This window comes from Vreelandella olivaria (assembly GCF_023507745.1).
Taxonomy (GTDB): Bacteria; Pseudomonadota; Gammaproteobacteria; order Pseudomonadales; family Halomonadaceae; genus Vreelandella; species Vreelandella olivaria_A.
Map to the genome: position 1 here is coordinate 1 of NZ_JALPZO010000126.1, position 12,400 is coordinate 12,400.

Consider the following 12,400-nt stretch of genomic DNA (forward strand, 5'->3'; position numbering starts at 1 on the left):
TTTACTTAGGAATGTGCTCACAGCGATCAGGTAGATGAGCTATGGCACTGCCATAGAGTTTACTTAGGAATGTGCTCACAGCGATCAGGTAGATGAGCTATGGCACTGCCATAGAGTTTACTTAGGATGAATAAAGCGCAGACAGGCTGACTTAATTAATAAAAGCAGGTGGGTAGGGGCAGGGGAACTGCAGCAACTGAACCGAGCATAGAACCACACTGGGATGACCAACATGATGGCAATTGCGATGCAGGCGCACGACGATTTTCCACTACATAACAATGGCGATGTTCCACCAAATCCCTACGCAAAGGGCCTTTTAAAACCCTTTTATAAGGGTAAGGGGGGAATCCTGAGGTTGAGGGATGAATTGATGGCAGAGTCGGATGCCATGAACCAGGAGGCTGTCGACTTCGAGCATCAATACAATCCCTGGTTGTACTCCATTGGCATTGCCATCAAACGGCACGGCGATCAAGGTCGGCGCACCCATTACCTGCGCTGGCGTGACAAGGGGCTCAAGAAAATGGGGGATGCACTCTTTGAAGCCACGATGCTGGAAGGTGGTCTCTCAGAACCGATGCGGCAACGGCTGTTTGATATCGAACAGAAGCGACTGCTGTTTAATGCAAGGGCGGGGATGGTGAATCAGACACTGCGCAATCTTCGTAACGCGCTCAAGCAGCTTGAGCAATCAGAGCAGTTATTGATACGTGAGTATTGAGGAAGCTAAAACCCCCTTTGCATCGGGTCATTGTCCTGGGGAACGGTTAGGATTCCCAAGGGTTAATTACGTCTACGCCTGCCGCTTCAAAGGAGCTGACGTCTCGCGTGGCAACCATCATGCTGTTGGCGGCGGCTATCGCTGCGATATATCCATCGGCGGTGCCAATTGCCAAGCCCGTCGCCCGGGCCTTCGCCATCAACTCGCTATAGGCTTGTGATGCCGACATATCGAACGGAAGCACCCGCCCAGCGAACAGCGGCAATATCTGCTTTTCCAAGCTTTCTTGCAGCCTGTCCCGGCGTTTACCGGCTGGCAGTGAAGCCATCCCGAAACGCAGCTCGGCCACGGTAATCGCTGACAGATACAGCGTTTCAAGCGCCTGCGCGTCGATCCAGTCAATCACCCGACTTTCGGGGGCCTGACGCAAAGGCTCCGAAATGACATTGGTATCCAGAATGATCATTCAAACGTCATCGGCTTAGCAGGGGTTTTGTCGCGCACCTGCTCGATGATCGTAAAATCTTCATCTGACAACCTGGCACAGCGGCCAATCTCCGCCAGCAGCGTCCCCAATTGCTTGCGACCCTGTGGTTTCACCGCGTTTGCCAGTATGTCGCGGATTTCCGCTTCGGCGCTGCGCCCATGCTGGGCAGCCAGCACCCTCAAGGCGCGGTGTACCTCGTCTGGTACGTTTCTGACAGTAATAGATGGCATTGCTTTCATTCCTCTACTTTGCTTTCCATGATTGCATTTTAGCATAGTGCAATCAATGAGCAATTGTTACCGTGACTGTGTTTTAAGGAGGTGGCGCGCGGTGAAGTTGGAACCCATAGCCTGGGCGACGTGGAGCGGGAGAGGCGTTTAGAGACTTATACTTACCGATGAGGAGCTGGGTCTGCTTAAACTGTTTCATTCTGTGCGTGATGCTGGAGGGCTTGCAACAATAGCTGACGATGATGGAGGCAAGCTGAATTCGCCGCCATGAAAACCCCTTAGCATCAGTCTTAATATTTCTCACAGACATTTTTCCGACTCACCGGAATAGTGGCAGTATAATTTGCGAGGAGAAGGTTCATATGAAGAAGGAGGCCCATCGGTTTTTTGACTGCGTTTTTATTATGGCTCGTACCTTGATTGCCATGATTGCCCTTGTTGGAAGCATTTATCCTTTGGTTTGGTTCTGGACAGTAAAAGCTTATCTCAGTGTGGTGGGGGAACTGAGAGGTTACGAAATGCTCGGTGAGCATATTAAGGATATGAGCGATGTGGCAAAGATGACGAACATGATTGCGTTAGCCTGCATCACTATAGCAACTCTCATGTTGTTTAAGGCTGGCTTCTTTACCAGGGGGAGAAACTCTGAGTGAGCGAAGGAGCAGGGTTTATCTTTCTTTGTCTCGCATTTTTTTATAGTACTCAGCGTCTGAGTCTTTGACCCCCTTTATGATCGCAGCAATCTTGTGCTTTTCCTTCGCGTGCCTTCTGGCAAAGAAGGCAAACAGCCCTAAGAGAACAGCAATCAGGATACCTGAGAAAATATTTGATACCGATGGTACAAGTGGGAGGCCAATTGAAGGGATCATTTCGAAATAGTAATTAAAATTTCCAAGCAAAGTGTTTGGGTACCAAGCCCTTTCTGGAATGTAATATCCACGACCTTCTGAGAGGAGGATCATGCCCTTGAATAGCACGAGAGCCATTAACGTAGCGGTAATGGCGGCAGCAAGAGAGAACAGCCGCTCCTTTCTCCTAGCGTGGCGAAGTTCCTGTTTTGTTCCCATAAGCGGCCCTTCATATGAAGCAAAGGCATAAGATATGCCTTCCGTGTCATCTTATGTCAAGTGTGGGGTAGCGAAAGTGCATATCTCCGAAAGGTTTAAACAGGAACGCATACGCTTGAAGAAAACTCAGATGACGTTAGCAATGGCTTCTGGTATCCGGCAAGAACATTGGAGCCGTATGGAAACGGGGCGCTTACCCGTCAACGTTAAAGCTTTATCTGTCATGGCGAAACTTGGAGCCGATGTTCACTACATTCTGACCGGGGATAGACGTTTGGGGTCTGGTGCGGTGCTTACCGATGAGGAGCTGGGTCTGCTTAAACTGTTTCATTCTGTGCGTGATGCTGGAGGGCTTGCAACGATAGCTGACGATGATGGAGGCAAGCTGAATTCGCCGCCATGAAAACCCCTTAGCATCAGTCTTAATATTTCTCACAGACATTTTTCCGACTCACCGGAATAGTGGCAGTACATACACCGCATGGAGCTGCCAATCATGAGCACACGTTTCTTTGGTGAAGGGAATATTGGTTCTGATCCTACCTGCCGGATGTTCCCCGGCAACGGTAATCAGGCTCCGCGTGGGGTCTTGCGCCTCAATGTTCGTTTCGACAACCTGGTGCCTGGCGATGACGGCATGGTCGACCGTGGTGGCTTTTGGGCCAACGTAGAGTTATGGGGCCGTCAAGTTGAGCAGTGGGCGTCGCTGTACCAGCGTGGGCAGCGTGTCATAGTGTTTGAACGGATGGTCCAGGAAACATGGGAGAAGGATGGGGAAACGCAAACGGCAATGAAGGTGATGGGTGATCGTGTCGGTATTCTGCCATTTCGGGTGAGCCAAGTGGTGATGGAGGGTGGTCAGGGTCAGGAGCAAGTACAGACACCGCCTCACCCTCAGCAGGCTTACCAGCCACCAGTACAGCAGCAAGCCCCTCAACAAGCAGGCATGCAGGATGGAGGTGATGATGGACTCCCGTTCTAAACTGTTGGCCGTGGTAGGGACAGGGGTGGTCGTCGCTACCCTGGCTGGGTGCACAACGACAGACCATGTTTACTCGCAAGGTCGTTGTTTGACATGCATTAATAATCCGATCACCGGAGAGCCGGTCAACTACAATCCAGATGAAATCCCGATCTTCGATGAACAGGATATAACGGTTGGTGAAGCCCAGCAGGTGACCACGAGTGTTACCGGCGATGGGCGTGGCAGTTTCCGTATTGCGTCGGGAGTGGATATTGATACTGCCTATGCGCGGCTCCGTTCTGGATTTCGCTTTCGTGCCCCTGTGGATTTCAGTGACAGTATGAGTGATGGGTTTCAGCAGAGGGATGGTGCGTATCACCACGAAGCCAATCCAGGATCGTTCTATCGATTGAGTGACTATGAGCGTCAGGTAATCAATGGTGTCGAACACAGCATCGTGCTCAGGGCTCAGATTGAGCGAGATGGCAGTGGATCGCGCATCAATGTTGAGTTTTCACCAAGTGGCACACTCACTTATAACGCCGATGAGATGCAGGATGCACTTGAGCAGCGATTCGATGCGGTATTGCGGTAAACAGAGGTTTGTCTATGGGACATAGTCAGGATCGTAGAGGACCCCACACTAACGTTAAGTGGGCAGCTGAAGAATCGACACTGCGGGTACTCAAGCCGTCAGCTCGTGCTGTGATCCCTATAGCAGCTTTTTACCTGGTGGTGGCCGTGGTCATCACCTGGATTCTGCTCCAGTTCTACGGTGAGGTGGCGTGGGTTGCGAGCCTTATGGCTGAGATGATCGGTAATCGGTTCCCAAACGATACGTGGTTTTTGTGGTTGCTGGGAATCGTCTGGGGTTTCTGCCTGGTACAGCCGCTTTACCGTCTAGTGGAATTGAAGACGAGCGAATATGAGTTCACCACCCAACGACTTCGCTATACCCGTGGGATTTTGAATCGTCAGCGGGATCAGATTGAATTGGTGAGGATTCGTGACCTGACGGCTTACCGTTCACTGGGACAGCGATTACTGGGGTTGGGGACATTGCGTGTGGAGAGCGTGGATCGCTCCCATCCTACTTTTGATCTGCTGGCACAGAAGTCTGTGTATGAGCTCAAGGATTGGATCCATGAACTGAATGCCCGCGAGAGAGTACGGCTAGGATATCGCGAGTATGAGGGGACGCAGGGGATTGGGTGATTGGCCTGGGGTGAGAAAGCAGATGCTATTCCGTTTCGGTGACGCTTTGGCAGTGGCCGAGAAGATCGGGATGGGATGATGTGGCGAGCTGAAGCGACCATAAATACCTGACACTGCGTTTAACATTTCATGGTGCGTGGCTTGGCTGCCCCAAAGGAGCATCTGGCGACACCCTATTCGTGACCGGAGTCACCATGAACCACGATGAGATTCTCAATAACCGTGCTGTACAGAGCCAGCCTGGCGGCGACCAGGTCAACAGCGATTGTTGCGGGAGTGATGTGGTCTTCGCCTTGCGCGATAAGCACCATGACTTCTCCATGAGCCTGAGCACACTGTTGCAATGCTTGAGGTTTGCCGAGGAAAATGGTGCTGTTCCTCCGCTGGAGTCCGCTTGGTGGTGGCAGGTGGCAAGCCGCTATCACCTCAGCTTGCATGAGCTTGAGAAAACCTCTTATGAAGGAGAAGATGAAGAAAATCAGACGTGAGTAGAGGATAGGCGTTTGGATGTCTATAAATTGAGGCCAGCACACCAGACGGCCAAGTTGATCGAAAGATCACGTTTTGAGCGTGAAACGCAGTCGAAGTCGCCGTGGTATCGTGAGCGAGCCAGTGGCGAAAAGTCCCAGTTTGCCGTGTGCCCCGCTTGCGATAGCCCCATCCAGTTGATCGGGTTGTACCGGTTACCTCCGGGCGTGAAGCATCCCTTTGGCAAACATACTACCCATGCTGTACCTGGCCTTGCCAACATTGATGATGAGGCTAGAGAGGGGTGCCCGTACTTCAAACCTCGTAAGCACAATAAGTTAGACCGCAAGCAGCGTTTTGAAGGTGTGCCACGCAAGGTTCTTGAACTTCTGGTTGATCAGTTTGATCGAGTTGAGTATATCCTGCGGCGACAAACCGGGATTAAGTTTTCTCAGCGGGCATTACGCCACATGCTGCGATCCTATGACGGAGAGCGTGGGCATTTGTACATGGGGGCAACACTGCGCAATGTTCCATGGATCTTTGCCTACATGTCGGACTCAACTGGACTTTATGGGCAGGTGATCAAGAATGAGGCAATGCGTTCTGCGATCTTGGCCCATGTCCCGAATGCGACTTTTGATGATAACCATCGGCTACTGGCCAGGCCGGATGCTAGGAAGCGCCGCCATTTTGATATCGCTGTATGCTTCGTGGGTCATGACACAGTCAAGTCCGAGGAAGGGCAGGTATACGAAACGATGAAAATGTCGGTCTCAGTGCGTTGGGATCGGGAAATTGATGTCGAGTCATTCTATGAAGAAGACATCGTTTTTGAGTACGGTTTTTTTGAACGGCTGTTAAACCTTTCGCCGGAACATGCCAAGAAAAACCGAGATATGAGGCTGGTCGAGATAGCGAGCGAAATCCTCGGCCACTGGCTGGCGTAAAATCCCAACAGGTCGAGGAAAAGCACATGCCCAGGCATTCCCTAACCCCTAACTCAGTAAGAGAGTGCCTGATTGGTGAGCACTTCTTATGGTGTGTGGCACAGCCACTCTGGCTCACCGATGGTATCCCGAAAGGCAGGATAATCCTTTAATCGACCGTTACGGTTTACCCTTCCTCACCACCACCGAACGATGGAACCTGTTTCCCATAACGATATGGGAGACAGTCGTGAAGCTATTTCTCTGTGAAAAACCCTCTCAAGCGAGAGATATTGCCGGTGTCCTGGGGGCAAACCAGAAAGGTGAAGGCTGTTTGCGTGGCAAGGGCACTATCGTCACCTGGGGCTTCGGGCATTTGCTCGAACAGGCGCAGCCAGATGCTTATGATCCTGCTTACAAGCGTTGGGCGTTAGAGACACTGCCTATCGTGCCCGCTGAGTGGAAGATGGAAGTCAAAAAAGAGGGGCGTAAGCAGTTTGGGGTGATTCGTAAGTTGCTTAAAGAGGCCGCAGAGGTAGTGGTGGCCACCGATGCGGATCGCGAGGGAGAGACCATTGCCCGTGAAATTCTGGATTACTGTGGCTTCCAGGGTGGTGTGACACGGTTGTGGATCTCGGCGCTGGATGATACGTCGATCCGCAAAGCCCTGGCTGACATTCGTCCTGGTGCCTCGACCTATCCCCTCTATCTGGCCGGTCTCGGGCGCAGCCGTGCTGATTGGCTGGTGGGGATGAACATGACCAGGGCCTATACCCTGATTGCGAAACAGCAGGGGTATGATGGGGTGCTGTCAGTGGGCCGGGTACAGACACCGACATTACGGTTGGTCGTGGATCGCGACATGGAAATCGCTAATTTCGTGCCAAAACCATTCTGGGTGGTTCTGGCCCAATTTCAGGCAGCCGGTGGCGTGTTCTCCGCCCGGTGGAAGCCTCGGGATGAATCTCTGCTTGATGAAGCAGGGCGCTGCATCAACCAGGCAGCCGCGCACACGCTGCGGCAGCGTGCCTCTGGCGGCCAGGGCCGCATCACGCAACTGGAGACGGTACGCAAGAAGGAAGCGCCGCCGTTGGTGATGGACTTGGCGACACTGCAGCAGGAGGGTTCCCGGCGCTACGGGTATGGGGCACAGCAGGTGCTGGACATTGCCCAAGCCCTGTATGAGAGCCATAAGGCCACCACCTACCCCAGGACGGACTGCCGTTACCTGCCTGAGTCGATGCTGGACGAAACTGAGGTGGTCGTGACGGCGCTTCTGCAATCGGATCCGACACTATCTCCGCTTCGTGAGCAACTGGTTCTGACGCGCAAGAGCCGCGTTTGGAACGATAGCAAAATCACGGCTCACCACGGGATCATTCCCACGACCTCCCAATGTGACATCTCGCGCATGAGCGAGCCGGAGCGCAATCTCTACGACCTGATCCGGCGCCACTACCTTGCCCAGTTTCTGCCTCAGCATGAGTATGATCAGACAGATGTAGTCGTAAAGCTTGAGGGCGAGGACTTTGTGGCCAGCGGTCGGCAGGTGAAGGTCGAGGGTTGGAAGGCGTTGTTCCCCCGTGCGGCCAAAGATGATGACGACGAGGAGAACCAGAAAGGTCAGGATAACCAAGTGTTACCACCACTGTCTCAGGCGGAGGTATGCCCGGTGCGCTCCATTGATGTGTTGACCAGGCAGACGACGCCCCCCAAGCCCTTCACCGAAGGTACGTTGATTGCAGGGATGAAGAATATTGCCCGCTTCGAAACCAACGAAACGCTGAAAGCCCGGCTCAGGGAGTCGGCAGGTATCGGTACCGAGGCCACTCGGGCCGGGATTATCGAGACGCTGCTGAGACGTGGTTTCCTGAAGAAGCAGAAGCGTGCTCTGGTGTCGACGCTGACAGGACAGCAGTTGATCGGTGCCTTGCCGGAGCTGCTGACCGCCCCTGGGATGACGGCACTGTGGGAGCAGTCGCTGGACGAAGTGGCAACGGGGCGCTTGAGACTTCAGACGTTCATGGAGCGTCAGGAAGCACTGATCGGAAAGCTGGTACAGCATGCGTCAGGCGTGACGATGGTGCTACCGCAACAGCCATCCAAGAAGTGCCCGTTGTGTGGTTCTCCAATGCGCAAGCGTAAGGGTGGTAATGGACCCTTTTGGGGATGTAGCCGCCATCCCGAGTGTAAGGGGACTATAGATATTGGAAAAAATAGAAAACGTAATAAGGGGAGCTAATTATCATACTTTGTATTGTACGTCTGTCTGGCGTACAATTTGATTTTGAAAGAAGAGAAATTTAATAGGAGGCTAACATGTTGACTCTACTGAGTCCTGATGACATAGCGCGGGAACGTAATACTGAGCGTTTTGGTTTCCGCACGACACCGCGTATTAAGCAGGCCATAGAGCGAGCTGCGGCATTACGTGGCGAAGATATGTCGGCATTTGCGCTCTCAGCAGCGTACGAGCGCGCCATGACCACCATACAGTCACATGAAGTGACTCGGCTTACACGCGAGGATCACCTGGCTTTTTTTGATGCTATGGAGAATCCTCCTGCTCCGACCAACAAACTACGTGCGGCTTTTTCTCGCCACCAGGAGACGGTGGTGAAGCCTTGATGGAAGCCAATATTGTCATTGAGCCGCTCGACATGGATAGACATGATCGAGCGGCTTTTTCGTCTGGGGTCGAGCAAGTTGATAACTTCCTACATAAGACAGCTAATAAGCTAATGAAAGGAGGGACTTCGCGAGTATTCGTCATAGCGAACCTCCAGCATGACCCTAATGAAATTCTGGGGTTCTATTCAATTAATGCTCACAGCATTGACTATGGGAGTCTTTCCAATCGCTACCGACGGTATGCTCTGCCAGGCGGTAATATCCCTGCTGCGTTCATTGGCATGATGGGAGTTACGAAGAGTTCTCAAGGCCAAGGATTGGGGAGTTTGTTACTTGCTGATGCGCTCAAAGGGGCTTATCTATCATCTATGCGAGTAGGAACAGCCGTGGTGCTGCTTGATATTTTGGAATGCGGTAATTCAGAGGCTATGGCACGACGGCAGCAACTGTACGAGGGGTTTGGCTTTCAATCACTTCCCTCGAACCCATTAAGGATGTTCATCCCAATGGGTACCATTGCTCTATTACAGGAGCCATAGACAGCCAATTTGGATAACAAATAGGAAACGGGTTGTGGAAATGTTGACCGGTGTGACTGAGGTGCCATAATAGTGGCGAACCCCGTTGGTTACTGTCGGTCATCAGTAACGCCCTTTGAGTGCTCTGTCACTCATGGTCCCGAAGTCTCCCAAACCGCATGCAAGGAGGCGTCCCCGCTGCCAGATCTTTGGCCACCACTTTGCACTGTTGAGGGGATTTGTGGTTCATTTGTCATAGGTCAACCTGGTGTGTTGACCACTCTTCGCTAATTTTCAGTCTGGCCAGCAAACTATCTCCTGGGGTGGGGATAGCTTGCTGGCCGGTCTGTCTTGGCTTCACACTGGCGGTGCCCGCCGCTTAACCAACGGGTTCCTTTTGTGCGGGGAGAAGCCGCGCATCGTCGCCGAACTCGGCGATTTGTCGATCGTGACGCCACCATTGGATCGGGTGTACGTTGTTTCAGCATGGCGATGAGGGACATGTATGGAATAGCACGCATTGTGGCACGCTTTACTGAACTACCCACCGGCAGGTAGTTAATCGTTCCTGGATGCTTCGTGATTATCATAATCCCGTCCGGGGGGCTCTGTGAGAGCGCCCCGGCAGTGGCAGTCAATAAACTCCTTTTCTTCCTTTTAACATTCCTTCTCGACCCCTTTCTCCGCTAGCGGCACCGTGTGACAGATTCTGTTCTGTGTCATCACGAGGCCAACATGATGCATCCCCTCTCACCATTTTCCATCCCGCATTCTTTTCGCATTTTAACCGCTGGTGTGGCGGTTGCGTTGCTGGCTGGTTGTGCCCATCAGCAAACACAATCCACCGCCGAGACCAAGACGTACGATGCGGCAACTCCGCTGGAGATTACGCCTGAGCCGGAGTTGGTACGCAATGAGTACCGTGTCATCACGGGGCCAAACCCGCCGCGTACCGGCATTGTCGACCCTGATGTCTATAACCAGGATCTGATTCCCGTTGAAGTGTTGCGAACTGGGCGTTACCAGTTGGTAACCACGCGTGCGCCATTGGGCCAGCGTCACTTGCTGGAACAAACGATTCATGTCCGCATCCCTCCCAGTATTGCGTCCACCGTTGGGGATGGGATGCGTTACACGCTGCAGAATACCGGCTTTTCACTCTGTTCAGGTCAAGAGAATGACCAACGATTGTTGTTTAACAGTCCATTACCAGCAACCCATTATGCACTAGGGCCTATGCCGTTGCGTGAGGCGCTGCAGGTATTGGCTGGTGAGGCGTGGGAACTGGAAGTGGATCCAGTGCGGCGTAGCGTCTGCTACCAGCAACGTGACGTTCGTACCGTCGAATCCTGGGATCTGGTTTATCCCTCTTCTGGTGAGGTAGAGGCGGGCAGAGGAGATGAGCAATGAGTGGCCCTGATGAGGTGGCATCTGAGGCACCGATCAAAGCAGAGCCTGCTGACCACCAGGAAACGGTCTCCAAGCGTAGTGGCAAGCCCTTCTCGATGCCTCTGTCAGTGAAAGCCGGACTGGGATGCGTTGTCCTTATGGGGGGGGCGCTCATTCTCGTTGCCCTATTCGGAAGGACTGGAGGCGGTGATGATGAATTCCTCAATAACCTGAATATGGGACTGGCAGGAACGCGATCAGACATTCTGCTCCTTGAGGAGCGCGTGGCGCATGTTGAGGGTTATGAAGAACGTCTCGAGCGTCTGGATGTTGGTGACGCAGGCTTGCGCGAGAGCCTGGAAGGTTTGAGCGGAGTGGCGGAACGCCTGGAGGACCTGGAGCAGCGAGTCGATCAGCTCACCTCTCAGATTGAGATACGCCTGGCAGCATTCTCTGAGCAATTGGATAGCGAATTGGCGGAGGCTCACGCTGCCGTTGAAGTGGCTGAGCAGCAGACTCTGCTGGCACGACAGGCGAGGGATGAAGCCCAGGCAGAAGCTGACAGGGCTGCTACCCGTCAAGCATCAACAGCTCAATCGGCTGCCCCAGCACCGTCACGACCGCCTTTCAGTATCTCCGGCGTGGAGTATCGGGGAGGAAGGAGTTTCCTAAGTATCGCTACTGGTCCTGTCAGCGCTCTCGGTGAAGTTCGATTGCTGGGGGAGCGGGAGTCTGAGGGGGAGTGGCAACTCGTCAGCATTGGCAGTTCCAGTGCTGAGTTTTACTACCGTGGTCGTAGCGTGACAGTACCGCTGCCGTAAACCGATGGAGAGTCGATGTGATAGAGACTGAATTCAAGCGAGTGTCATTGACCGTCGGGTTGGCCCTGGCCTCCATGGTGACCACGGGGTCGGTATTGGCTCAGACCTCCTCGATACAGGATCTCACGGTACATGAGAGCGGGGTGAATGACTCGCTACGTGCTGAGGCCCAGGAATGGGGGCTTGAAGAACAGGAGCTGGATCGTTACGAGCAGTTGATGCAGGGATCACGAGGTATCTGGTCCCCAGGTTTGGATCCGGTGACAGCACTCGGGATTGAGGCCGAGACAGAGCAGGATCGTCGCCGTTATGCGGAGTTGTTGGTGCAGATCGAGAAGGAACGGGTAGAGCGTGAGCTGGCGTTCCAGCGTGCCTACGACGAGGCGTGGGCGCGACTGTATCCCAATGATTTGCCAATCACACCGTTCCTGGTTAACGAGGGGGCCGGAGAGAGTATCGCTTTCTTTGGTTCGATACCGACGAGTTCATCGTCTCGCCTGAGTGTTCACGTGGCCGCCGGTGGGTGTACTCGGTGCGATGAGACGATTGACCAGCTGTTGGCCAGCGGGACACCCATGGACGTATTCGTCGTCGATTCCGATGGCGATGACAACGTGATTCGGACATGGGCACGTGATCGCTCTATTCCGGTGAGCCGTGTGCAGTCCCGTGAGATCACGCTAAACCATGGGCAGGCACAGCCTTCTCTGGGTGTGACAGCGGATAATGTGCCCCAGGTCTTTGCCCAGTAGCGAGGTGGCCATGGACGCGTGCAAATGCTTTTCCTTTTTTTTCAGGGGGGGGATGATGAGTCATTCCTTATCGAATATCACCTCGGTATACGTTGGGGCAAGGCGGTCAGAGTCGTCGACCGAGCATTTTCTTTATCTGGACCAGCGGTTCGATAGCTTCTATGTCGCGCTGTATGGATGCCCATCCAAAGAGCTCATTGGGTAT

At 53.3% G+C, this 12,400-nt stretch carries 17 protein-coding genes; 14 read left to right on the forward strand and 3 right to left on the reverse strand.

Features of this window, described 5'->3' with window-relative positions:
• Window positions 1-247: 247 nt before the first annotated feature.
• Window positions 248-724 (forward strand): DUF3158 family protein, encoded by a 477-nt coding sequence (locus tag HP566_RS14560; protein ID WP_249978050.1) that lies wholly within the window; start codon window positions 248-250, stop codon window positions 722-724.
• A gap of 46 nt (window positions 725-770) precedes the next feature.
• Here the strand turns inward: HP566_RS14560 and HP566_RS14565 are convergent, their stop codons facing one another.
• On the reverse strand, window positions 771-1,190 hold the full coding sequence (locus tag HP566_RS14565) for a type II toxin-antitoxin system VapC family toxin (RefSeq protein WP_249978001.1): 420 nt from the start codon (window positions 1,188-1,190) through the stop codon (window positions 771-773).
• Window positions 1,187-1,441, reverse strand: a complete 255-nt coding sequence (locus HP566_RS14570; RefSeq protein WP_249978002.1) for a FitA-like ribbon-helix-helix domain-containing protein — start codon at window positions 1,439-1,441, stop codon at window positions 1,187-1,189. The genes HP566_RS14565 and HP566_RS14570 overlap by 4 nt, the downstream gene beginning before the upstream one ends.
• 362 nt (window positions 1,442-1,803) lie before the next feature.
• Here HP566_RS14570 and HP566_RS14575 point away from each other — a divergent pair, with 362 nt between their 5' ends.
• Window positions 1,804-2,094, forward strand: a complete 291-nt coding sequence (locus HP566_RS14575) for a hypothetical protein (RefSeq protein WP_249978003.1) — start codon at window positions 1,804-1,806, stop codon at window positions 2,092-2,094.
• A 15-nt stretch (window positions 2,095-2,109) separates the two neighbouring features.
• On the opposite strand, the gene HP566_RS14580 is transcribed toward HP566_RS14575, so the two are convergent.
• The gene (locus HP566_RS14580) at window positions 2,110-2,508 is read right to left on the reverse strand and encodes a hypothetical protein (protein WP_249978004.1); all 399 of its coding nucleotides are present in this window, start codon (window positions 2,506-2,508) and stop codon (window positions 2,110-2,112) included.
• Window positions 2,509-2,623: 115 nt separating this feature from the next.
• Here HP566_RS14580 and HP566_RS14585 point away from each other — a divergent pair, with 115 nt between their 5' ends.
• The 12 genes from HP566_RS14585 (at window position 2,624) to HP566_RS14640 (ending at window position 12,195) form a co-directional block, all read left to right on the forward strand.
• A complete protein-coding gene (locus HP566_RS14585; RefSeq protein WP_249978005.1) occupies window positions 2,624-2,911 on the forward strand; it encodes a hypothetical protein in 288 nt (95 codons plus the stop codon).
• A 93-nt stretch (window positions 2,912-3,004) separates the two neighbouring features.
• Entirely contained in the window at window positions 3,005-3,490 is a 486-nt protein-coding gene (locus HP566_RS14590; protein WP_249978006.1) for a single-stranded DNA-binding protein, read from the forward strand.
• A complete protein-coding gene (locus HP566_RS14595) occupies window positions 3,471-4,067 on the forward strand; it encodes a hypothetical protein (protein WP_249978007.1) in 597 nt (198 codons plus the stop codon). The genes HP566_RS14590 and HP566_RS14595 overlap by 20 nt, the downstream gene beginning before the upstream one ends.
• A 14-nt stretch (window positions 4,068-4,081) precedes the next feature.
• Window positions 4,082-4,687 carry a PH domain-containing protein gene (locus tag HP566_RS14600; RefSeq protein WP_249978008.1) on the forward strand — a complete coding sequence of 202 codons (606 nt, stop codon included), beginning with the start codon at window positions 4,082-4,084 and terminating at the stop codon, window positions 4,685-4,687.
• Window positions 4,688-4,881: 194 nt separating this feature from the next.
• Entirely contained in the window at window positions 4,882-5,175 is a 294-nt protein-coding gene (locus HP566_RS14605) for a hypothetical protein (RefSeq protein ID WP_249978009.1), read from the forward strand.
• 15 nt (window positions 5,176-5,190) lie between these two features.
• Window positions 5,191-6,105 carry a hypothetical protein gene (locus HP566_RS14610; RefSeq protein ID WP_249978010.1) on the forward strand — a complete coding sequence of 305 codons (915 nt, stop codon included), beginning with the start codon at window positions 5,191-5,193 and terminating at the stop codon, window positions 6,103-6,105.
• Between the two features lie 229 nt (window positions 6,106-6,334).
• Window positions 6,335-8,326: a DNA topoisomerase III gene (locus HP566_RS14615; RefSeq protein WP_249978011.1), complete on the forward strand. Its 1,992-nt coding sequence runs from the start codon at window positions 6,335-6,337 to the stop codon at window positions 8,324-8,326.
• Between the two features lie 77 nt (window positions 8,327-8,403).
• Window positions 8,404-8,712, forward strand: coding sequence for a DUF1778 domain-containing protein (locus HP566_RS14620; RefSeq protein WP_249978012.1), 309 nt, complete (start codon window positions 8,404-8,406; stop codon window positions 8,710-8,712).
• A complete protein-coding gene (locus HP566_RS14625; RefSeq protein ID WP_249978013.1) occupies window positions 8,712-9,254 on the forward strand; it encodes a GNAT family N-acetyltransferase in 543 nt (180 codons plus the stop codon). Before HP566_RS14620 ends, HP566_RS14625 begins: the two co-directional genes overlap by 1 nt.
• Window positions 9,255-9,968: 714 nt before the next feature.
• The gene (locus HP566_RS14630) at window positions 9,969-10,643 is read left to right on the forward strand and encodes a PilL N-terminal domain-containing protein (RefSeq protein WP_249978014.1); all 675 of its coding nucleotides are present in this window, start codon (window positions 9,969-9,971) and stop codon (window positions 10,641-10,643) included.
• A complete protein-coding gene (locus tag HP566_RS14635) occupies window positions 10,640-11,443 on the forward strand; it encodes a hypothetical protein (protein ID WP_249978015.1) in 804 nt (267 codons plus the stop codon). The genes HP566_RS14630 and HP566_RS14635 overlap by 4 nt, the downstream gene beginning before the upstream one ends.
• A gap of 17 nt (window positions 11,444-11,460) precedes the next feature.
• Window positions 11,461-12,195: a TIGR03759 family integrating conjugative element protein gene (locus tag HP566_RS14640; RefSeq protein WP_249978016.1), complete on the forward strand. Its 735-nt coding sequence runs from the start codon at window positions 11,461-11,463 to the stop codon at window positions 12,193-12,195.
• Window positions 12,196-12,400: the final 205 nt, after the last annotated feature.

Bases quoted from the DNA above. Each gene is read 5' to 3' on its own strand.
- HP566_RS14575 (WP_249978003.1), top strand. From the start codon at position 1,804: ATGAAGAAGGAGGCCCATCGGTTTTTTGACTGCGTTTTTATTATGGCT.
- HP566_RS14570 (WP_249978002.1), bottom strand. From the start codon at position 1,441: ATGCCATCTATTACTGTCAGAAACGTACCAGACGAGGTACACCGCGCC.
- HP566_RS14635 (WP_249978015.1), top strand. From the start codon at position 10,640: ATGAGTGGCCCTGATGAGGTGGCATCTGAGGCACCGATCAAAGCAGAG.
- HP566_RS14605 (WP_249978009.1), top strand. From the start codon at position 4,882: ATGAACCACGATGAGATTCTCAATAACCGTGCTGTACAGAGCCAGCCT.
- HP566_RS14630 (WP_249978014.1), top strand. From the start codon at position 9,969: ATGATGCATCCCCTCTCACCATTTTCCATCCCGCATTCTTTTCGCATT.
- HP566_RS14625 (WP_249978013.1), top strand. From the start codon at position 8,712: ATGGAAGCCAATATTGTCATTGAGCCGCTCGACATGGATAGACATGAT.
- HP566_RS14600 (WP_249978008.1), top strand. From the start codon at position 4,082: ATGGGACATAGTCAGGATCGTAGAGGACCCCACACTAACGTTAAGTGG.
- HP566_RS14565 (WP_249978001.1), bottom strand. From the start codon at position 1,190: ATGATCATTCTGGATACCAATGTCATTTCGGAGCCTTTGCGTCAGGCC.
- HP566_RS14590 (WP_249978006.1), top strand. From the start codon at position 3,005: ATGAGCACACGTTTCTTTGGTGAAGGGAATATTGGTTCTGATCCTACC.
- HP566_RS14595 (WP_249978007.1), top strand. From the start codon at position 3,471: ATGATGGACTCCCGTTCTAAACTGTTGGCCGTGGTAGGGACAGGGGTG.
- HP566_RS14560 (WP_249978050.1), top strand. From the start codon at position 248: ATGCAGGCGCACGACGATTTTCCACTACATAACAATGGCGATGTTCCA.
- HP566_RS14620 (WP_249978012.1), top strand. From the start codon at position 8,404: ATGTTGACTCTACTGAGTCCTGATGACATAGCGCGGGAACGTAATACT.
- HP566_RS14580 (WP_249978004.1), bottom strand. From the start codon at position 2,508: ATGGGAACAAAACAGGAACTTCGCCACGCTAGGAGAAAGGAGCGGCTG.